Source organism: Acidisoma sp. PAMC 29798 (assembly GCF_030252425.1).
Classification (GTDB): domain Bacteria; phylum Pseudomonadota; class Alphaproteobacteria; order Acetobacterales; family Acetobacteraceae; genus Acidisoma; species Acidisoma cladoniae.
In genome coordinates, this window is sequence record NZ_CP126994.1 from 1,132,996 (window position 1) to 1,151,703 (window position 18,708).

An 18,708-nucleotide genomic window follows, 5' to 3' on the forward strand; every position below is an offset into this window, starting at 1 on the left:
CTGCGCAAGACCAAAGGCTGGCATCGGAGAATTTCGATGCACGCACCTTCAAGACTCCCGACACCTTACTCCCGCCACACCTACGTCCCGGACTTCGCGGCCAAGCTGGATCGGCTCGCGGATCAGGAACTTGCTTGGGGTCACATCGCCGTGGCGGAGAGGCTCAGCCAGCAGGCAGCCCAGATGCGGGAGACGTCTCAGTGAGCGCGACGATTGGCACCTCTTATGGGCGCCGGTCCCTGGGAATGGTGCCGATGCGCAGCGTTTACGTCACTGCCGATGAACTGGCCGGCCTTGCCTGTCTCGTCACGCGCTGGGCGATTGAGGCGGAAGGTGAGGGACGGTCTGACGCCGCCGATCGGCTCTACTCGCGGGCCGCAGCTTTGCGGGAAGGCAGCCGATGAGTGAAATGACCGTCGGCAAACTGACTGAGGGCATCGACCTATTTGCCGGACCTAAGGTGGCGCAGCAGGCGCCATGGACGCCTATCCCAACAACCCCGTTCAGTTACGCGGCGCTGGACCCAAGCGTGGCTTCCATGGCTAGGAAGGCCGCTGATGATATCCGTCAGTCGCAGAAATCCTTCCTAGCAGATATTGGAAAGGCGCTGTTGGCGGTTAAGGCGGGTATGACGCATGGCATGTTTGGCGCTTGGCTGGATGCCGAGTTTCGGATGGGTGCCCGAACCGCCGAAAACTACATGAACGCCGCAAAGTTCTTGGAGGGCAAATCCGAAACGGTTTCGCTTTTGCCGCCGACTGCCGTCTATGCTTTGGCAGCGAAGGACGCGGACCCCATCGTAGTGGCAGAGGTGCTCGCCGAGGCTGAAGCTGGCGCAGTTCTTTCTGCCAGTGTCGTGCGCGATCGGCTGGCGGGTGCGACCAAGGCACGTCTTGCGGCTGCGGCCGTGAAGAGCGCGGAGGAGGTCAAGCGGGAGAAGGAAAACGAGAAGAAACGCCGGCAGGCGCAGGCGGCACGGGATAAGCAGCGAGAGGCGGAGAGTGCGGCCTTTGATCTCAGGGCCAGGGCGAACGCGCAGAAGGCTGCGAACCATCTAATCACGACCTATCAGCGCGACCGGCTAGCTGAATTTTGCGACCTGATGATCTGCACCAATTGGTACGCAGTTCAGCGCGAAATTCACGCGCTGGGGTCAGCAGAGCTTCGGGAGGATGGGCAATGAACCCTGATACCCGCCGGAAGCTGGTAGGCGTCTTGGGCCTGCTCGCGTCAAACCACGACGGTGAACGCGCGGCTGCTGGATTGTTGGCGACGCGGCTTCTGAAATCGGCGGCTCTGACTTGGGAAGATATCATTCCCGAGCAGCCTGTAGTCCGCGTGACCGAAGGTCCCAAAAGCAAGGATTGGTGGGTCGTCACATTCTGCGCGCGAAACGCCACTTATCTTTCGCCCTGGGAGCAGAATTTTATTCGCAGCCTCGTCGGCCAGGTCTTTTTTAGCCGTAAGCAGGTGAAGGTAGTTGAGGGCATAGCGACGAAACTCCGCGATCTGGGGTGCAAATGAGCGACACCGTCACCGTCCTCCGCTGCGCCCGTTCCAAGCTCCTGTGCAAGCGCATCCGGCCGGGCGAGATCGTCCCCTATGATGAGACCAAGACCTTCGATGCCTGGAGCTATACCGTCGCCGGCCTGGACAATCTGCAGGAGCTTATCGAGAATCTCATCGATGCCCCGCGCTGCGCCATCGTTCGTGGCGCCCTGATCAATGGTCTTGAGGCTAAAGGCATCCGTCGGCTGAAGGACGCCTGCCCCGAGACGGGCGATCAACCTACCATTGCGGACGTCTCCCGCCGGTGGCTCGCCCTCGATCTGGAAGACGTGCCGCTGCCGTCGGAAATCAGCGCGACCGACATCACGGCCTGCGCCAAGATCGCGATCGGGTATCTGCCCGAGGACCTTAGCGGTGCTCGTTGCATCGCCCAGGCGACCGCAGGCCACGGCATCAAGCCCGGCATCCGGTTGCGGCTATGGTTCTGGCTGGACAGGCTGACGACGGGCGCCGAGCTGAAGGTATGGCTCAAAGACAGCCCGGCCGATCCAGCCGTGTTCCGCCCAGCCCAACTTATTTATACGGCAGCGCCGCTGTTCGAGGGCATGCCCGATCCTCTGCCCGCGCGGTTGGCGGTGCTGTCTGGTGCTGAGGAAGTCCGGGTGCCGTCCGCTGAAGCCCTAGCACCGCCGGCCAGGCTGCCGTTCAAGCCGCTGCCGGAGGTTAACAGCCTGGCTGGGTCACGCTACGCCCTGGCTGCCCTTAAGGCCGCTGCCGCCCGTGTCACGACCGCGCCCGTCGCCCAGCGTCATCCGACCTGCATGTATCAGACCCGGAGCCTGGGCCGGCTAGTAGAGGCGGGGCTGCTTGCGCGGTCGGACGTTGAAAGCGTGATGATCGAAGCCTTGGTCCAGTCCGGGAAGCCTCGCACCGAGGGAGAGCGCGTCGTCGCCTGGGCACTGGCGAATCCTTCCAGGGCGCCGTTGCCGGAAGGGGTCGGCTGATGGACGCTCTGTTCGAGACGACTGAGGAAGCCGAGGCTTTCGTCAAACAGGCGAGCGGAGCGGCGGAACCGAAGGACTTCGACGCGGAGATAGCAGCCGTCGTGAAGCGGTTGAACAAGAAATATACCGTCGTCAACGAAGGTGGAAAGGCCGTCATCTTCCAGGGTGGATACGATCCGCTCCTGAAGCGGCGGCGCATCGATCGGCTGACACCGCGCGACATGCAGACGCTCTACATGAATGAGAAGGTCCAGACCGGGTTCGACGATCAGAAGCGTCCCGTCTACAAAACCGTCTCGAACATCTGGCTTAGCCATCCTGAGCGGCGCCAGTTTATCGAGGGCGTCACCTTCGACCCTACCACCACCAAATCCAAACCCGGCATTCTCAATCTATGGGAAGGATTTGCAATCGAGCCCGCGCCCGGCGACTGGTCGCTGATGCGGGCGCACATCAAGAGCATCATCTGCGACAGCGACGATGAGCGCTTTAACTACTTGATGGGCTGGATGGCACGCATGCTGCAGCGTCCGGCCGAACAGGGCGAGGTTGCGGTCGTCATGAAGGGCGGCGAGGGGACAGGCAAGGGCACGCTCGCCAAAGCGCTGCTGAAGATACTGGGCCAGCACGGGTTAGCCATCAGCAACGCTAAGCATCTGATCGGCAACTTCAATGGCCATCTCCGTGACGCGATTATGCTCTTCGCCGATGAAGCCTTCTTCGCTGGCGATCGGGCGCATGTCGGCGTGCTGAAATCGATCATCACCGAGCCCTATTTGACCGTCGAGGCCAAATTCCAGAACGCGATCCAGATGCCAAACTTCCTGCACGTCATGATGGCGTCGAACGAAGAATGGGTAGTTCCGGCATCGCTCGATGCAAGGCGCTTCTTCGTTCTGGAGGTGGTCGACGCCGCCAAGAATGACCACAAGTATTTCGGCGAGATATGGGCGCAGATGGATGCTGGTGGATATGCCGCGATGCTGCAAGACCTGCTGGCCTATGACCTCACGCACTTCAACGTCCGCGCAGTGCCGGCCACGGAAGGCCTGCAGCAGCAGCGCAAGCTCAGCCTGCCCATTCCTGAAAGCTGGTGGAAAGACTGCCTCGAGCGCGGCTATGTCTTCCAGTCCAAACTAGGCCTGGAGAAGGTCTTTGCCGAATGGCATGACGTCATCTCAACCGAACTGATGTTTGCCAGCTACTCGACCTTCGCCGAGAAGCGACACGAGCGACACCCGCTAAGCCGTGAGCACCTCGGTCGGTTCATCCGCCGCATGGGCGGCAAGCCTAGCCGGCCGCGCAATCTGCCTGTCGGCGAGCACATCACCGATGAGGTGGGAAGGTTCGGAGAGGTGTCCCGTTCCGCCAAGCCGATCGGACATCCTAGGCCGCCCGCATATTCCACTGGAAGCCTTAGCGATGCTCGGCTTTGCTTTGAAGAGGCCACTGGGCTGACCATCGAATGGGAAGCGAAGGTCGACGGTGATTAGGACCAGCCGATCTACCATGACATGGTCAGAGTGGTGGTCAGGGCGGCGCGGCGGGAAAAAGCAACGATATCAACGTTCGGTCAGGGTGGGCAGCGTGGTCGTGGTGGTTTTCGACAAATTGCTAAACATCGATTTACCCCCCCCCCCCCACATCGTCCGGCAGAATCTCTTCGTATGGTTCTAATTCTACCATGTCCACCCTGACCACCTTGACCGATGTAGATAAAGACACGGCTTTTGCTGGTCAGGGTGGAAATCGGAACCCTGACCATCTCGCCCACTCACGGCTGATGGTCGACACTCATCCTTCCCTCATCCAAAGGCATTCCGCATTCGCATGACGTTGGATCAGTGCCAGCGTTTCTGGGGGTCCCTGTAAAGGTCGTTTTTGCATACGGGCATTGCGCGAGCCCATTGCATCCCTAGCCACAAGGTTTTTCTGAGGTTTCAATTCCGGACACCAGTAACCGCGCCGTTTTACTGGGGAGTTCTGCGCGACACACGGAGCGACACGGTTTCCTATCCGGCTGCCGCAGGTTTCAATTTAGGTTTCAATTCTAGGTTTCAACTCTCGCCTGATTAGGTCTTGCGACTCATAAACCGTGGAGTGGATAATAATCCCAGTATGGCAGGAAATTTGGTTTCCAATTGCATCGGAAACTGCTACACAAATTCCTACGTTCAGACAGCCGCGCCCGTTCCGGGTGGCGGCTTTTTCTTTGTTCGGAACCTCACATGAAAAACCTTCTGACGGTGGCGGAAGCCGCTGATCGTACGCGCATCTCGAAAACGCTTCTCCGCCAGCAAATCGCCGAGGGAAGAGGCCCCGCTGTCACCGCACTCGGTCGGGGCACGCAACGGGTCCGGGTGCTCATCAGCGAAGATTCTCTGACGGCCTGGGTTGTGGGTCGCACCACTCCTCCGAGGAAGCATCTATGAGCTGGGGCGCGGAAGACGTCGCCCAGGCTCTGCGTGAGGCCGCAGAGGTGTTGGCAGAGCTCCCGGCCACAGGATGCCGTCCTAACGGTTTTGCCCCGGCCTCGGCGGGCTTCTATGCGCCTCCGTCTATTTCCAAGCGGCGACCGCTGAACCCGACGGAGGTGTCCGCAATGGATGGGGTTCTCCGGTGGCCCGACATCCTGCCTTCGGCCAGAGACCGTCAGATCGTCCGTTTGCGCGCCGACGGCCACACCTGGCGCCTCGTCGGGATGAAGACCCGACTTAGCCACGTCGGCGCACGCAAGGTCGCCAACACCGCCTGCACCGCCATCGCCCGGGCCCTGAACCTCGGCAGCCTGGCTGTGCCCGCCGGCGTCCGCGTCCCGGCCATCAAGCCTCTCCCAATTGCCGCTTAAACCGTCCCTATAAGGATCAAACGCATGTCGACCATGAGCCCTACCAGAGCGGAAGCCGGAACCCTGAGGTTCACGTCGCTCTCCCGGAAGCAGCCAAAAGCCGAGCGTGGCGAACGGGATGACGCCCCAGCCGAGGCAGTGTCCTTCCGGCACCTGGCGGGCCTCGCTCCCTTCACCCCGAGTGCTTCGACCCGAGAGGAGATAGAGGACGCCGCCAAGGACCTCGGCATCGATGTTGAGTGGAATAACGAAGACGAGGGCGGTGACGAAGCATCCGACAAGACTGCGCGGGCTCGTTCCGGCGTGAATCGCATGGTCGCCTCGATGCGCAAGGCCCGTGGCCTGGGTCCCGAAGGTAGCCGCCCTGCGCTGTCCCCCGTGGATCAGATGGTCGCGGCAATGCGCAAATCGCGCGGCCTCAAGTAACCGCCAAAACAAGGAGCGGACCCATGGGAATTTTGAGCAAGGCACGCCCAGCCGAACTGGCCCCGACAGTTTCTGTCCGGCATGCACCCGAAATGCATCCTGAGTTGATCGCTGCTATGGCCGCTGTGTCCGCCGATTTGGATGCCAGAAAGGCAATCGATCAGGCGATCGAGCGTAACGTGGGCGAACTTGGTCAGGCGGAGGAACAGAGCCGCGCCGCCGATATGGCCCTTGCCGCTCTGGAGGTCGATTTGGCCGTGGAGACCGACATATCGAAGGTGGCGGCCCTGGAGGCCAAGGCAAACGCCGCGCGTGCTGCCCAGCTTGACGCGACGATCAAGGTCCAGCGCGTCGCCCGGATGCGCCAGGCCTTCGGGGTCAAGGCCCGGGAAACCGATGAACGGCTTAAACACGATCGCGCCGCGCTTACCCGAGAGGTGCAGGGTCAGGCGCAGGTCGTCTTCAGCGAATTGTCTTTCGGGCTGAGGGAGGCGGCCGAGCCGCTGGTGGCACACCTTCGTAAAGTTCATGCTGCAGCAACCGCATTCGGCTTGCACGCCGCCCTGGTTCAGCTTTTGGATTCTTTCGCCGTGCCTTCGCTCATCGCGAATGAGCCACCCATCATCGCTGGGTATTTTGTGAGAGGCCCGTCGGCTGAAAGAGTCGACCTCAGCTCGGCGTGGCGAGATGACCCCGAAGCCTGCGCGATTGTCGAGACTATGCAAGCCTATGCGGAACTCCGGCAACGCCTGGCGCAGCATCAGGATTATCGGGAGCCGCCACCGGCACGCCCGTACACGCCAAGGAACCCGCCAAGCTGGGTCGGGCAAATTGGCGGCGCAGGGTGATGCCCGTCAGCATCGACATGAAGCAAAAACTTACGCCTCCCCTGCTGAACACCGACGCGTAAAGGACAACCACCATGGCCGCTCCCGCAATTGGCGTCCTCATTACCGGGAAGAGTGACCTCGACAAGGTCTTTGCAAGGACTGGCAAGCAGATAGACTCGTTCCGGGCGCAATCGCAGCGGTCGCGCCAAGCTCTGGACAAGATGACCGACACGCGCGGGATCGCGGGACTGACCAAGGGCTTCCAGGGCGCCAGCCTAGCGAGCTTTGACTTCCTTAAGAACATCTCCCGCTCTGTCGATGCCATGGGCGTGCTCACCGGCGCTGGGTCGATCGCCGGAATCGTAGGTTTGTCGGATAAGTTCGCGACCTTCGGTCAGGCCCAGCTCAACGCGTCACGCGGCATCAATATGAACGTCAAGACTCTTTCCATCTGGCAGAATGCTGCCATTGCGGCAGGCTCATCCGCCGACTCTGCCACATCGAGCATCTCCGGCATGGAGAAAGCCGTCACGGAAATGACGAAGATGGGCGCACCGGGAATGGGGTACGCCAACCAGTTTCTCGGTGCGGGCTGGGCAACCCGATATAAAACGGACACCGACAAGTTTCTCGCCATCTCGAAAGCTGTCTCTGGCTTGCAGGGCGACGCTAAAGCCAAGGCTATGTCCGAGTTGGAGGGCGCGTTTCAGATCTCTCCCGACTTCATGCAGGACGTCTTGGCGCGTGGTCCGGCCTATGTGCAGAAGGAACTCGACACCGCATCCAAGCATTCAATGAATGACGGCCAGGCGAACAAGCTTGATGGGCTCGCCACAAGCTTCAGCCATCTGGGGTCGTCGGTTAAAGAAGCGGGTGTGGCCGCCGCGACGTATCTCTCGCCCGTGCTGACGCCAGCGCTCAATGGCCTGTCCGATTGGATCGACAACCATCAGAAGGCTTTCGGCGAATTCGAGCTTGGTATCGGTAGCCTAGTTGGGTCACTTACAAGCCTGAAGCTCCTTAAGATGGTGCTGCCAAAAGGGCCGCCGGTCTCCGCGCCAGCCGCTGCGGAAGACGGTGCCGCCGCGGGAAGTTCCGCAGGTCTCTGGTCCAAGCTGCTGCCCGTCGGTCTAGGCGCCACTGATCTCGCCTTCGGCGCGCTGACGGGTGCAGCTATCGCCCTCTGGCCTGAGACGCCGGCCAATGACAGTCTCCATCTCTCCCGCGGCCAGATGAAGCGCATGGCGCCCAACGCGGCTACCCTAGTCGCTACGATGAGAGCGCAAGGCGCCCCGGCCTCCTTCGTCGCGGCGGCGCTGGGCAACGCGGCTTGGGAGAGCACCGGCATCAATCCGTCAAAGCCGCAGGACGGCGGCGGGCCTGGTTATGGGATATTCCAATGGGAGCCCGCCCGGCAGGCATTGTTCAAGCAAGCTGAAGGCGTCGACATCCATCAGTCTTCGATGGGTCAGCAAACTGATTTCTTCATGCGTGAAATCAAGAACCGGTATCCGAAAGACTACCTGTCGTTGATGAGCGGCAAACTCGATACCGCCTCTGCTACGCGGCTTCTGATGCACGACTACCTCGCGCCCGCCGACAAAGACGATCCGAACGGGAGCGTTGTGCCCCGCATGTCCTATGCGGAACAATTCGCGGCCGAACTGGGGGGAGCTTCCAGCGGTTCCCTCTACTCCGGCCCGCACAGCAGAGGCCATATGAGCGCCGACGCGGCGCAGGAAGATGGCGGTCTGTCCACCACGGCCGGCGCGCAGGCGGCCGCAGCGCAGCTGCGTGCTGGAGGTGATGACGGCGATAGCGGCGATAGCGGCGTGCACACGGTCAACCTGAACATCTCCGGCCTACCGGCTGGCGCCAAGGCTACCGCAAGGTCATCAGGTGCTGGCCGATCAATGCTCAAGACGGTGACAGCTATGCCGGGCAGCGGCGGCCACTGATCGCCGACTGTAAGCAAATTCGGCCGATTGGTTTGGAATCCCGCCCGGCCGGATAGCCCGCATCCTTCTGTCAGGGCGTGCGGGGCCGGATCGTCACCTCCGTCGCGGCTGCGGTAATCCAATCTCTCCAGTTTTGACGGCTAGGCGGCCATCAATTCCCGGACCCTGCGGTCGAACACCTTAGCGGGGTCTTTGACCGCAGCGTTAGGCCTCATCCGATAGGCGAAGAGGTAATCAACACCTACACCGGGCGGGCGGCCGTTGAACTCCAAGGTCATGTCGACCCCGGCAATATCAACGTTTGCCTTCAAAGGAAACTCCCGGAAGAAGCTCTCCTGGGGGCTGAGCACGCGGATATCCAAGGGGCTAATCGCCGGGGGGAGCGTCAGCTTCTGGTAGACCTGCGTCAGGCGCTGATACACCCAAGCCGGGCCATGGCTATCGACGGCTGGACTGACCAAGAAATAGAACCACAGGTTAGGCGCGCGGCTGTAGATCCAGCCTGCGCCGACCGCACCGAAACCGAGGTCATCCGTCATCTTGAGCAGAGCCGCCCCGCTCTCTTTGCGGACGGAGCTAAGCTCTATGGCTTGATCAACCATTTGATCAGCTCCGATTTCACAGCGGCATCCACCATATCCCGCGCGACCCGGATTGGGAACTGGCGTGGACTATAGCGGGCATTATTGTCCCAATCCTTTGCAACAAGCCAGGCCATCCCCAAAGCGGTCCCTCGGGCGATCTCCTCCTGGAGGAGACCTTCAATCTGGGCAGCCCTAGCCAACACCGCAAGGTCATGGACATAGAGGTCGCGGCGCTCTCCAGGGCTCGGCCATCGGTTCAGCCGCTGCGTCCGCATAATCCGGCATTTCAGGGCGAGCTCAATAGAGAACCCGGCATGCTGGTAGGCTTGACCCCATAGCCGCGCTCCGGCCATCAGCTTGGCGGCCTTAACCTCAAGGCGGGCTGTCTCTGCCCACCCGTCCGGCGTCATTTGCTCAATAGGGGTTTCCACGGCCACTTCTCACCCGATGACACGCTACTGCGTGAAGTCCTGCCGATTGCATCTCGGGTTACTGGAGAGGCGGCTGACGGCAGCTTATGATGAGGCCGATCGCACATCAAGGCGTCCTGTATATGCCCGGCAGAACACCGTAAAACGCCGCCAAGATGTGGCAACGAGAAACTATGGATATGTGTTGCTCAACTCTCAGAATGTGATCCGCAACCCGCTATAATGTGATTCTAAATTGTGGGGTAACGGGGGAGAAGGCCGTTGGGCCCGGATCACGGCCTACGCTTCGGTAACTGGGCTAGTAGCCACTTTCGCCAACGTCTAATTGGAAATGGGTTGATCCATGCGTTGAGAAGTGGAGCGCACTCTAGCTCGATCTTCTCCATGGTTTTGGCTACCTTCATGTGGAATTCGTCCCGCTCGCTGAATGACGCCATTAGCATTCGATCGAGGGGCACTTGGCTGTCGCGGGCGCAGACTGTTGCGGAGGCTATGATGTCAGAACGAGCATGGAAGAGTTCGTTAGCTGCCCGGCCGGTAGCTTCACTTATAAGATATTTTGCAATTGTAGCTGCTTGTTTCAATGCGTTAAAATATTCCTTACCTCTATCGATCCTGTGCAGAACGACGAGCGCATACTTTTGGTTTCCTTGAAGCTCATCAGTGCGACCATGCCATTCCAGAGCGTCTTGGGTTTCGGAGCTGGAAGCAAAAGGCGCCCGTATACTCATTAAAACATCTGCGACGGTCTGAGCGGCAACAAGCACTTGTTCCGCAACCTCAAATTTGCGTTTTCCCACGACCTGGAGTCGCCACAACCAGACCGCGATGAAAACGGTCACGATGAGGCTGAGCGTTTGAATGATCCACATAAACAGGTTTAGACCATTCTTTTTGGTTTTGCGCACCGTGCGCAGAACCCCATGTGGGGAAATTCCCCGCAGGCGATGCGTTTTCAAAACCGATCGTTGGTCACGTTTGCGCCTGCGAGGCGCAAACTAAGCGTCGCCTCAGATTTGAGGAAGGGATACCTGTCTGACGGGTAGCCTCGGTGGAAAAAAACCCGCCGGGCTAGGGCGCGGTGCCAAGACCGTCGGCTGAGCGAAGCGGCGCAACCAGAAATTACGCGTCTAGTTCCCGGCAGGCGGTGGCTTGACGGCCCCCAACTTTGGATCGCCGATCTTGATCTGTGAAATGTCGCTCGATGCTTTGAAACCAACAAGATCGACCTCCGCTAGAACCGCCTGAAGACGTTCAAGAGACTTGGACATGCGCCGCTCCTTTTGTTGCGGTGACAAGCTGCCGCAACCATGGGCGAGAGTCCAATGGAAACCCCGCAGGTGTTGAGCCGACTGTTGTGGCGCGCTACGGCGAGGCTATGGACCGGCACAGCAGCGAGGGCGGACATTGACCAGCCGCCGGAACGCGACCTCTACGGGCGCTTCGGGCGCCCTTTCTCAGGGCAGCGGTTACCGATCGTCGATTGCATGCGTTGCTAAAGCTGCTCGAAAAACGCTTACTGCGATGTTTGGCGAAGGACCCACTGGTAAAAGCATGGCACACCCAAAGCGTCACCATTATGTGCCAGAGTTCATCTTAAAGGGCTTCGCGGACCAGCGAGGATATCTCCGTTGGGCCCGTCGACTAGAAGGCGGCCATCCAAAATTCGGCCAGTCCCCTCCACGGGATATGTTTGTGGAGTCGCATCTATACAGCTCTGAATCGGATGACGGTGTCAGAGACGCATCCATGGAATTATCCCTTGCGGAACTGGAGACGGAAGCCTCTGTTGTCGTCAGCAATATGATCGTTGCAACTCGATCGGGTCGCTGCCCAACACTGACGGCACGCGAGCGGGATGTCTGGTATAGATTCCTGTTGACCCAATGGTTGCGGGTTCCAGAATCTCAGGAAGCAGCGATCAGCGAGGCTGAAGCATACTTGATGCTAGATAACATGCTATCAGAACTTCGCGGCATTTTCCCCGATTCTAACCGAAAACTTGATGCGCTATCAACTCCTGAAGCCAAAAGCAGAATGATTCGAAATGTGAGGATCGACGCGCTAGGGCGTCCCCGCCAACATCTGGTCGCGATGCTGGAACACCGAGGGATCGCGATATTGCACATCGAAAAAAGGAACAAACAATTTATCATTGGCAGCCGTCCAGTCGTTAAGCTCACTCTGCCTGGACGTACCAACCTGAACGATTCCTCCGTCGAAATGTGGTTTCCGATCGCTTCAGACATCGCCGTCGGTGTTGGTCAGGGTGGCGGCCGCGTATCTCTTCATCCCGTCTCTAGAGATTCTTTTATTCGGCATCTAAACATGAGCATAGCGCGTCAAATCAGCATCATCGCCGCTTCTTCAGAGAAATTGGTTAGGTCCATCGCAACCCCAAGGTAGAGACGAGCCTTGTGCTGATGACGCCTACGAGCCCGCCGTCGCCGAGGTGAAGGAGACCGGCCGCTTCGTTATCGTCGAGACGACGGAGGAGTGGGTCATCGAGTGGGAGGAGGTGGCAGGGAGCTTCGAGACGTGGTGTCGGTGACCCTCATGCCGCCCGAGGCCTTCACGCCCGAGCCCACGCTGCTCCAGCCATATTTCTGGCACATCGGCCAGTCGATGGGCGTGCCGGGAAGAGTGCAGTCAGGGAGGGGTGGAGTCCTCGAGTTGGCCAACCCTTCTTTCGCATGCCTAGGTGATGCTCCTACCAAGGTTGATGCTGGAAGATCATGCAGACGAGGCAGCAACTGGTGTTGGAGGATGGGATGAGCATCCTGATAGATACTTGATATGTCATGTTGAGCCTATCAATCGGGAGAAAGAATCATGTTGATAGAGCACTGATTAACGTGCTTCATTTGTAAGATAGGAGCCGGCACAAAGCGGCCAGAATTGAGGAGAACGAGGATGTGGAAACCCAAATTGCTCGGTGTGATTGCAATTTTCGCGTGTGTAGTAAGTGAGGCCTCACTCGCCATGGCGTGTCCCGCGGGACAGTATTCGAGTTTCGGCATGTGTTTGCCAGAGATCGGCGGAGCAGTTGGGCAGGGCGCGAACCATATCCAACATGAGTTGCAGGGACAAATAGGAGGCAACGCGCTCGCGGTTTGGCTTCAGCAATCCCGAGACAACTCATTGTCCGGATCGCAACCGATGCCGCCGCAAATTAGGCAAGCACTGACGGGTTATATTCTTCCTGAAGTAATGGATCGAGCGCGCTTCAAGGTCGGAGATATGGGTGCAATTAATGCTGCTGCAGTAATCCAATACCTAAATCATGACGTGACTGCGGTGACACTGGTCGATCTTATCGTTTTTAGAAATCCAAACGACGCATATGGAAATCCTGCCCTGTGGGCGCATGAGTTAACCCACGTGAAGCAATTCATGGACTGGGGTGTAGAAAACTTTGGAATAAGATACGCGCGAAATCCAGACGATGTGGAAAATCCAGCATACGCTGTCCAAAATGGTTATGCGCAATGGAGAATCGTTCAAAATCAACAAGGGCCTTATTCGTCCTTCCCCATACAAAATGCAGGCACTGCTGCCTTTGCATGTGTAACCGTCTATGGGGTGTGCAGGATGCAGCAGCCTACTATTCGCGGAACGCAATGTGGTTGCATCGTGCAGAACGGGGTAATACCTGGGATAGCTCAATAGATAGTCAAATCGGATTAGGAAACATTGTTCACCTATCCTAAAGACGGATGAAAGATATCGTCCAGGCCTAAAATGCGGCGTCGAGAACTCGACGCCGGCCGCCTCGAGCGCCGTGTTACTTGGGGTCACTTAGCGTGGACGGTGAGGCAGCCCTTATCCCGCAGCCACTGCCAGAACCTACTCCACAAGAACGGGAGGACGGATCGGAGAAAGCGAGGCGAGACACATGCCGCTACCTAATTGCTACCTAGGCTACTCAGTGGTAGCCCAAATAAAAGGATAACCCATTGATTTCGTTGGCGGACCCGACGCGATTCGAACGCGTGACCTTTGCCTTCGGAGGGCAACGCTCTATCCAGCTGAGCTACGGGTCCATGGCCTGACAAGCGGGCCGAAGGAAGCTGCCCTCCTTAGCCCGTAAGCACGCCATCTGCAAAGGGGGTCAGTCCGCCGGCTGGTGCGCAATCCAGGCCGCAGCCCGGGCCTCGGCGCCCGACGGCAAAGGCGCCCCGGGATCGCGCAGCCAATGCGCGATATCCGCCGTCACCACGGCGCCCTCATGGTCCCGCAGCAGCAAGTGATAGCCGTGGGGGTAAAACGCGTAGGTCTGGCGGGGATAGCCATTCGCCATCTCCGACCGCCAGGCGGCGGCCATGGCGCGTTTCGGCACCAGCTCATCATGCCCGCCATACAGGAACAGCACCGGCTCGCGAATATGGCCCGCCGCTGCCAGGGCGGCATCCATCAAATCCACCAGCCCCTTCACGGCCGACACCCGCGTCTCCCGCAAGGTCAGAGGATCATCGGACAGGCGCCGCAAGGCGGCCGCGTCATCCGTGGGCACCACGCGCACGCCCCGACCCGTGAGCGTCATGTTCGGCACCGTGGCATCGGCGATCCACAGCGAGGAGCGGAGCAGAAGGTTCATCTCGCGCCGGCCCCAGACGGCAGGTGAACTGAGTACATAGCCATCGACAGGCGAGGCGAGGGGGCTCGCCGCCAAGGCCATCAAGACCGCGCCGCCCATGCTCTCGCCTGCGAGAAACACGCGCGCGGTGGGAAAGCGGTTCCGCACCGCGAGTGCGGCGGCGCGGGCGTCCGACAGCATCGTCGCAGTGCCGGGCCAGCGGCCACGCCCGGTCGCAGCGCCGAAGCCGCGCTCATCCGGCGCAATCACGGCGATGCCCTGGGCGGCGAGCAAGGGCCCCGGCCTCTCCCAGGCGTCGCGGCTGTCGTCGATCCCATGCAGGGCGAGCACCACGATCGCGGGCGGACCGCCGGCGGGCAGCCATTCCCGATACGGCAGTCGCGCGCCATCCGCCATGACGAAGACGCCATCGGTCACGGTCGGCGGCACAGGGTGGGTAACATGAACCCTCGGCGGGGCCGCGCAGCCGCAGAGCAGCAGGGCGAGTGCCAGGGCGCCGGCAAGGGGGATGGTTGTGCGCACGTCCCATGGCTATCATCGGGGGATCGGCGGCCATAGAGGGAAATATGACTCAAACTGTCAGCAAGCCGATCGAAGTCGTGCGGGTCAATGAGCGCGTCGTGACCTGCGAAGGCAGCGGCGGCCGGCTCGGCCATCCGAAGGTGTTCCTGCATATGCAGGGCACGCTGGGCGAGCCCGCGACCGAGGTGACGTGCCCCTATTGCTCCCGCCTCTTTGTGCTGAACGAGGATGCTGTGGATGAGGGCCATTGACGGAGACGCTTGAAGCGCCGGCGCCCGAGGCCGGCGCCAGCGCCGCCGAGCTGCTGCACCTGATCCTGATCGACGGGTCGGGCTTCATCTTTCGCGCCTACCATGCCATTCCGCCGATGAACCGGCCGGACGGCACGCAGGTGAATGCCGTCTACGGCTTCACCAATATGCTGTCGCGCCTGCTGAAGGACCATGTCGGCACCCATTTCGCCGTCATTTTCGATGCCGGGCGCACCACCTTCCGCAACCGCCTCTATCCCGAATACAAGGCGCATCGGCCGCCACCGCCGGATGACCTCATTCCCCAATTCGCCCTGGTGCGGGACGCGACGGCCGCCTTCGGCGTGCCCGCGATCGAGCTTGCGGATTGGGAAGCGGACGACCTCATCGCGTCCTATGCCGTCGCCGTGCGCGGCATGGGCGGGCGCTGCACCATCGTCTCGTCGGACAAGGACCTCATGCAGCTCATCGGCGGTGGGGTCGAGATGCTCGATCCCATCAAGCAGAAGCCGATCGGCGCTGCCGAAGTGATGGAGAAGTTCGGTGTCGCGCCCGAGCAGGTGATCGACGTGCAAGCGCTGATCGGCGATTCGGTCGATAACGTGCCCGGCGTGCCCGGCATCGGGCCCAAGACGGCGGCCCTGCTGATGGCCGAATACGGATCGCTGGAAGCCATTCTCGCCGCCGCGCGGAACGAGATGAAACCCTCCAAACGGCGGGACATGCTGGTCGAGCATGCCGAGGCCGCCCGGCTGTCGCGAAAGCTGGTGATCCTGTGCGACAGCGTGCCGCTGCCCCAGCCGATCGCGGAGCTGGTTGCCCGCGACGTCGATCAATCCAAGCTACAGCCCTGGCTTGCCGAGCAGGGATTCCGGTCCATCGCCACGCGCCTTGGCTTGGAAGCCGGCCGCACGCCGCCGCCACGCGCCACGGCCGAACCGTCCGGCACGCCGCCTGCGCCGGCTCCCGCCGCGATGGGCAGCACGCCCGATGCGCAAGGTTACGGCGGCTACGAGACCATCACCACGCTGGAGGCACTGCGCGCCTGGGTCGGCGAAGCGACGGCAGCCGGTGTGGCGGCCTTCGGCGTCGAGACCGATGGCGTCGATGCCATCCGCGCGGCGCTTGTCGGCATCTGCATGGCCGTCGCCCCCGGCCGCGCGGCTTACGTGCCGCTGCGCCACGACCTGCTGGTCGGGCCGCAGATCGACCCTGAGGAGGCGATGGGCGTGCTGGCGCCGCTATTCGCCGATCGCTCGGTGCTGAAAATCTTCCACAACGCGAAGTTCGACCTCGCGGTGCTGGAGCGGGCTGGGGCGCCGGCCGATACCGGCCCGATCGATGACACCATGTTGATTTCCTATGCCATGGATGCCGGACGCCACGGCCATTCGGTGGCCGAACTCGCCGAACTCCATCTTGGGCATACCCCGATGGGCTTGGAATATGCGACGGGCACCGGCCGCGCCCGCGTCACATTCGCCTCTGTGCCGCTCGACCGTGCCACCGCCTATGGCGGGGAGGATGTCGATCTCACTCTGCGGCTTTGGCACGCCCTGCGGCCGAAGCTACGAGAGACGAAGTCCCTCGCGCTCTACGAGCAGATGGAGCGACGGTTGGTGCCCATCCTGCTGCGCATGGAGCAGGCCGGCGTGCGTGTCGATGCCGATGAGTTGCGGCGCCTCTCCGCCGATTTCGGGGAGCGGATGGCGGCCGGTGAGATAGAGATCCACAGGCTCGCGGGCCGCAGCTTCAATCTCGGCAGCCCCAAGCAATTGGGGGAGGTGCTGTTCGACGAAATGGGCCTCGGCGGCGGCAAGCGCAGCAAGACTGGCGCCTGGGGCACCGATGCGGCGGTGCTGCAGGACCTCGCCGATCAGGGCCACGAATTGCCCGAGCGGATCATGCAATGGCGCCAGCTCTCGAAGCTGAAATCGACCTATACCGATGCGCTGTTCGAGGAAATCGACCCGGTCACCAAACGCGTCCATACCCGCTTCGCCATGGCCGCGACCAGTACCGGCCGCTTGTCATCAACCGATCCCAATCTGCAGAACATCCCGATCCGTACCGAGGAAGGCGGGCGCATCCGCCGCGCCTTCGTGGCCGAGCCCGGCCATGTGCTGATCAGTGCGGATTATTCCCAGATCGAGCTGCGCCTGCTCGCCCATGTCGCTGACCTTCCCGTGCTCCGCGACAGCTTCTCCAACGGGGAGGACATCCACGCGCGCACGGCGTCCGAGGTGTTCGGGGTGCCCATGGAAGGTATGGACCCGCTGACCCGCAGGCGGGCCAAGGCGATCAACTTCGGCATCATCTACGGCATCAGCGCCTTCGGCCTGGCGCGTCAGCTGCAAATCGATGCCGGCCAGGCCAAGCGCTATATCGCCGCCTATTTCGAGCGTTACCCCGGCATCCTGGGTTATATGGAGCGCACCAAGGTCGAGGCGCGGGCAGCCGGTTTCGTGCTCACGCCCTTCGGCCGGCGCTGCTGGATCCCCGGCATTGCCGACAAGAACGGCGCCCGCCGCAGCTATGCGGAGCGGCAGGCGATCAATGCCCCGCTTCAGGGGGGGGCGGCCGACATCATCAAGCGCGCCATGGTCAAGCTGCCGGCGGCGCTGACGGCGGCGGGCTTGAGTGGCCGCATGCTGCTCCAGGTGCATGACGAACTGCTGTTCGAAGTGCCTGAGGCGGAGGCGACGGACACGGCCGACCTCATGCGCCGGGTCATGCAGGACGCCGCCGTCCTGAGCGTCCCGCTGGTCGTGGAAACCGGCATCGGTGAAAGCTGGGCGGCGGCTCACTGAGGAGCGACGCGTCGCGACGTTGTGATCGCGGTCGGGCGGGCAGTCTTCCAACCCTCCTGTAACAGGCACTCCCCGTCCCAAAGGTGCTAGGCCGCGCAGTTTATTCTTAAGTCAAAACAAACCGGTAGGGGCGATTTCAAAAACCTGTGAAGTCCCGCATCTGCACCTATGAAGGCTTCGTTATCGTCGTAATTATGGCCAATCATTAACCCATTAGGGCAGGGGGTTTATCATGGCGTTGTGCAAATGCCTCTGGTGCGAGATGCCCGTTCGGTCGAACGTGGCGCAGTGCCCTGAGTGTGGATTGCAAAATCCGGTCGGCGCTGTCGCGTCCGCCAAGCCGCGTCGCGCGACAAGGCTGGCCCTAGCCCTTCTCGGCGTGCCGCTGATGCTGTCGGCGGCCTTCGCCGCGAACGTCAAGCCGGCGGACCTCCCCGTGGTCGCGAGCCTGATCGCGCCGGCAAAGCCCGTCCAAGTCGCCTTTCAGGATCCGATCCAGGAGTCGGCATGGGTGTCGGGCCAGACGGCCGTTCGAAGCCTTCTCCAAGATCCCAGCTATGGCGGCTTCGGTCACAGCTTCCTCAGCGTTAGTGACGGGCGGGTCGTGACGGTGTGCGGTGACATTCAGACGACATCTGGCAGCGACAGTGCGAGCGGCGCGGAGCGGTATATCTCCGTCTTCGGGCAGCCTGCGGCGACGGTGCGCGAGACGCGCGACGTGGCCTTCGGCGTGCTGTGGAACCGGCTCTGCCAAACCCCTGTCCGCGCGAGCTGAGCCCCTTGGGGTGCGAGCCAAGATCTCGCACCCCGGGTTGCGTATGACCACAGATGTCGATAAACGACCCTCGGCATGCCGACATAGCTCAGGGGTAGAGCAACTGATTCGTAATCAGTAGGTCGTAGGTTCAATTCCCACTGTCGGCACCATTTTCTCTCCT

The 18,708-nt window shown here is 61.1% G+C and carries 21 protein-coding genes and 2 tRNA genes; 17 read left to right on the top strand and 6 right to left on the bottom strand.

Translation table 11 applies throughout. The features are described from left to right. Positions 1-36: 36 nt before the first annotated feature. From QP803_RS05430 to QP803_RS05475, 11 genes are all read left to right on the top strand, one after another. Entirely contained in the window at positions 37-204 is a 168-nt protein-coding gene (locus QP803_RS05430; protein ID WP_284946721.1) for a hypothetical protein, read from the top strand. Then, positions 201-404 (top strand): hypothetical protein, encoded by a 204-nt coding sequence (locus tag QP803_RS05435; protein ID WP_284946723.1) that lies wholly within the window; start codon positions 201-203, stop codon positions 402-404. The genes QP803_RS05430 and QP803_RS05435 overlap by 4 nt, the downstream gene beginning before the upstream one ends. Next, positions 401-1,183, top strand: a complete 783-nt coding sequence (locus QP803_RS05440; protein WP_284946725.1) for a hypothetical protein — start codon at positions 401-403, stop codon at positions 1,181-1,183. The genes QP803_RS05435 and QP803_RS05440 overlap by 4 nt, the downstream gene beginning before the upstream one ends. Continuing rightward, the gene (locus tag QP803_RS05445) at positions 1,180-1,524 is read left to right on the top strand and encodes a hypothetical protein (RefSeq protein ID WP_284946727.1); all 345 of its coding nucleotides are present in this window, start codon (positions 1,180-1,182) and stop codon (positions 1,522-1,524) included. Before QP803_RS05440 ends, QP803_RS05445 begins: the two co-directional genes overlap by 4 nt. Beyond that, positions 1,521-2,513 carry a hypothetical protein gene (locus QP803_RS05450; RefSeq protein ID WP_284946729.1) on the top strand — a complete coding sequence of 331 codons (993 nt, stop codon included), beginning with the start codon at positions 1,521-1,523 and terminating at the stop codon, positions 2,511-2,513. The genes QP803_RS05445 and QP803_RS05450 overlap by 4 nt, the downstream gene beginning before the upstream one ends. Further along, positions 2,513-4,006, top strand: a complete 1,494-nt coding sequence (locus QP803_RS05455; RefSeq protein WP_284946730.1) for a primase-helicase family protein — start codon at positions 2,513-2,515, stop codon at positions 4,004-4,006. Before QP803_RS05450 ends, QP803_RS05455 begins: the two co-directional genes overlap by 1 nt. Positions 4,007-4,741: 735 nt before the next feature. Further along, positions 4,742-4,945, top strand: a complete 204-nt coding sequence (locus tag QP803_RS23965; protein WP_350356066.1) for a helix-turn-helix transcriptional regulator — start codon at positions 4,742-4,744, stop codon at positions 4,943-4,945. Beyond that, positions 4,942-5,361: a hypothetical protein gene (locus QP803_RS05460; protein WP_284946732.1), complete on the top strand. Its 420-nt coding sequence runs from the start codon at positions 4,942-4,944 to the stop codon at positions 5,359-5,361. The genes QP803_RS23965 and QP803_RS05460 overlap by 4 nt, the downstream gene beginning before the upstream one ends. A 24-nt stretch (positions 5,362-5,385) precedes the next feature. Further along, positions 5,386-5,787 carry a hypothetical protein gene (locus QP803_RS05465; RefSeq protein WP_284946734.1) on the top strand — a complete coding sequence of 134 codons (402 nt, stop codon included), beginning with the start codon at positions 5,386-5,388 and terminating at the stop codon, positions 5,785-5,787. Positions 5,788-5,810: 23 nt separating this feature from the next. Further along, the gene (locus QP803_RS05470; RefSeq protein WP_284946736.1) at positions 5,811-6,635 is read left to right on the top strand and encodes a hypothetical protein; all 825 of its coding nucleotides are present in this window, start codon (positions 5,811-5,813) and stop codon (positions 6,633-6,635) included. A gap of 74 nt (positions 6,636-6,709) precedes the next feature. Beyond that, complete coding sequence (locus QP803_RS05475; protein WP_284946738.1) at positions 6,710-8,575, top strand: phage tail tip lysozyme; 1,866 nt, start codon at positions 6,710-6,712, stop codon at positions 8,573-8,575. 140 nt (positions 8,576-8,715) lie between these two features. On the opposite strand, the gene QP803_RS05480 is transcribed toward QP803_RS05475, so the two are convergent. From QP803_RS05480 to QP803_RS05495, 4 genes are all read right to left on the bottom strand, one after another. After that, positions 8,716-9,177, bottom strand: a complete 462-nt coding sequence (locus QP803_RS05480) for a hypothetical protein (protein ID WP_284946739.1) — start codon at positions 9,175-9,177, stop codon at positions 8,716-8,718. Beyond that, a complete protein-coding gene (locus QP803_RS05485) occupies positions 9,159-9,590 on the bottom strand; it encodes a hypothetical protein (RefSeq protein WP_284946741.1) in 432 nt (143 codons plus the stop codon). The genes QP803_RS05480 and QP803_RS05485 overlap by 19 nt, the downstream gene beginning before the upstream one ends. Positions 9,591-9,862: 272 nt before the next feature. Beyond that, positions 9,863-10,549 (bottom strand): hypothetical protein, encoded by a 687-nt coding sequence (locus QP803_RS05490; protein ID WP_284946743.1) that lies wholly within the window; start codon positions 10,547-10,549, stop codon positions 9,863-9,865. Positions 10,550-10,720: 171 nt separating this feature from the next. Continuing rightward, entirely contained in the window at positions 10,721-10,861 is a 141-nt protein-coding gene (locus QP803_RS05495) for a hypothetical protein (RefSeq protein ID WP_284946745.1), read from the bottom strand. Between the two features lie 283 nt (positions 10,862-11,144). Here QP803_RS05495 and QP803_RS05500 point away from each other — a divergent pair, with 283 nt between their 5' ends. Next, on the top strand, positions 11,145-11,996 hold the full coding sequence (locus QP803_RS05500; RefSeq protein ID WP_284946747.1) for a DUF4238 domain-containing protein: 852 nt from the start codon (positions 11,145-11,147) through the stop codon (positions 11,994-11,996). A gap of 753 nt (positions 11,997-12,749) precedes the next feature. Continuing rightward, positions 12,750-13,259: an eCIS core domain-containing protein gene (locus tag QP803_RS05505; RefSeq protein ID WP_284946749.1), complete on the top strand. Its 510-nt coding sequence runs from the start codon at positions 12,750-12,752 to the stop codon at positions 13,257-13,259. A gap of 297 nt (positions 13,260-13,556) precedes the next feature. Here the strand turns inward: QP803_RS05505 and QP803_RS05510 are convergent. Together QP803_RS05510 and QP803_RS05515 are read right to left on the bottom strand one after the other, a co-directional pair. Beyond that, a tRNA-Arg gene (locus QP803_RS05510) sits at positions 13,557-13,633 on the bottom strand. Between the two features lie 68 nt (positions 13,634-13,701). After that, positions 13,702-14,709 (bottom strand): alpha/beta fold hydrolase, encoded by a 1,008-nt coding sequence (locus tag QP803_RS05515; RefSeq protein ID WP_284946750.1) that lies wholly within the window; start codon positions 14,707-14,709, stop codon positions 13,702-13,704. Positions 14,710-14,753: 44 nt separating this feature from the next. On the opposite strand from QP803_RS05515, the gene QP803_RS05520 reads away from it, so the two are divergent. From QP803_RS05520 to QP803_RS05535, 4 genes are all read left to right on the top strand, one after another. Further along, the gene (locus QP803_RS05520) at positions 14,754-14,960 is read left to right on the top strand and encodes a zinc-finger domain-containing protein (protein ID WP_284946752.1); all 207 of its coding nucleotides are present in this window, start codon (positions 14,754-14,756) and stop codon (positions 14,958-14,960) included. Next, positions 14,957-17,770 carry a DNA polymerase I gene (gene polA, locus QP803_RS05525; protein WP_284946753.1) on the top strand — a complete coding sequence of 938 codons (2,814 nt, stop codon included), beginning with the start codon at positions 14,957-14,959 and terminating at the stop codon, positions 17,768-17,770. Before QP803_RS05520 ends, polA begins: the two co-directional genes overlap by 4 nt. 304 nt (positions 17,771-18,074) lie before the next feature. Further along, positions 18,075-18,545: a hypothetical protein gene (locus QP803_RS05530; RefSeq protein WP_284946755.1), complete on the top strand. Its 471-nt coding sequence runs from the start codon at positions 18,075-18,077 to the stop codon at positions 18,543-18,545. A gap of 77 nt (positions 18,546-18,622) precedes the next feature. Continuing rightward, a tRNA-Thr gene (locus QP803_RS05535) sits at positions 18,623-18,697 on the top strand. Positions 18,698-18,708: the final 11 nt, after the last annotated feature.

Bases quoted from the DNA above. Each gene is read 5' to 3' on its own strand.
- QP803_RS05430 (WP_284946721.1), top strand. From the start codon at position 37: ATGCACGCACCTTCAAGACTCCCGACACCTTACTCCCGCCACACCTAC.
- QP803_RS05440 (WP_284946725.1), top strand. From the start codon at position 401: ATGAGTGAAATGACCGTCGGCAAACTGACTGAGGGCATCGACCTATTT.
- QP803_RS05445 (WP_284946727.1), top strand. From the start codon at position 1,180: ATGAACCCTGATACCCGCCGGAAGCTGGTAGGCGTCTTGGGCCTGCTC.
- QP803_RS05450 (WP_284946729.1), top strand. From the start codon at position 1,521: ATGAGCGACACCGTCACCGTCCTCCGCTGCGCCCGTTCCAAGCTCCTG.
- QP803_RS05455 (WP_284946730.1), top strand. From the start codon at position 2,513: ATGGACGCTCTGTTCGAGACGACTGAGGAAGCCGAGGCTTTCGTCAAA.
- QP803_RS23965 (WP_350356066.1), top strand. From the start codon at position 4,742: ATGAAAAACCTTCTGACGGTGGCGGAAGCCGCTGATCGTACGCGCATC.
- QP803_RS05460 (WP_284946732.1), top strand. From the start codon at position 4,942: ATGAGCTGGGGCGCGGAAGACGTCGCCCAGGCTCTGCGTGAGGCCGCA.
- QP803_RS05465 (WP_284946734.1), top strand. From the start codon at position 5,386: ATGTCGACCATGAGCCCTACCAGAGCGGAAGCCGGAACCCTGAGGTTC.
- QP803_RS05470 (WP_284946736.1), top strand. From the start codon at position 5,811: ATGGGAATTTTGAGCAAGGCACGCCCAGCCGAACTGGCCCCGACAGTT.
- QP803_RS05475 (WP_284946738.1), top strand. From the start codon at position 6,710: ATGGCCGCTCCCGCAATTGGCGTCCTCATTACCGGGAAGAGTGACCTC.
- QP803_RS05480 (WP_284946739.1), bottom strand. From the start codon at position 9,177: ATGGTTGATCAAGCCATAGAGCTTAGCTCCGTCCGCAAAGAGAGCGGG.
- QP803_RS05495 (WP_284946745.1), bottom strand. From the start codon at position 10,861: ATGTCCAAGTCTCTTGAACGTCTTCAGGCGGTTCTAGCGGAGGTCGAT.
- QP803_RS05500 (WP_284946747.1), top strand. From the start codon at position 11,145: ATGGCACACCCAAAGCGTCACCATTATGTGCCAGAGTTCATCTTAAAG.
- QP803_RS05505 (WP_284946749.1), top strand. From the start codon at position 12,750: ATGCCGCCGCAAATTAGGCAAGCACTGACGGGTTATATTCTTCCTGAA.
- QP803_RS05520 (WP_284946752.1), top strand. From the start codon at position 14,754: ATGACTCAAACTGTCAGCAAGCCGATCGAAGTCGTGCGGGTCAATGAG.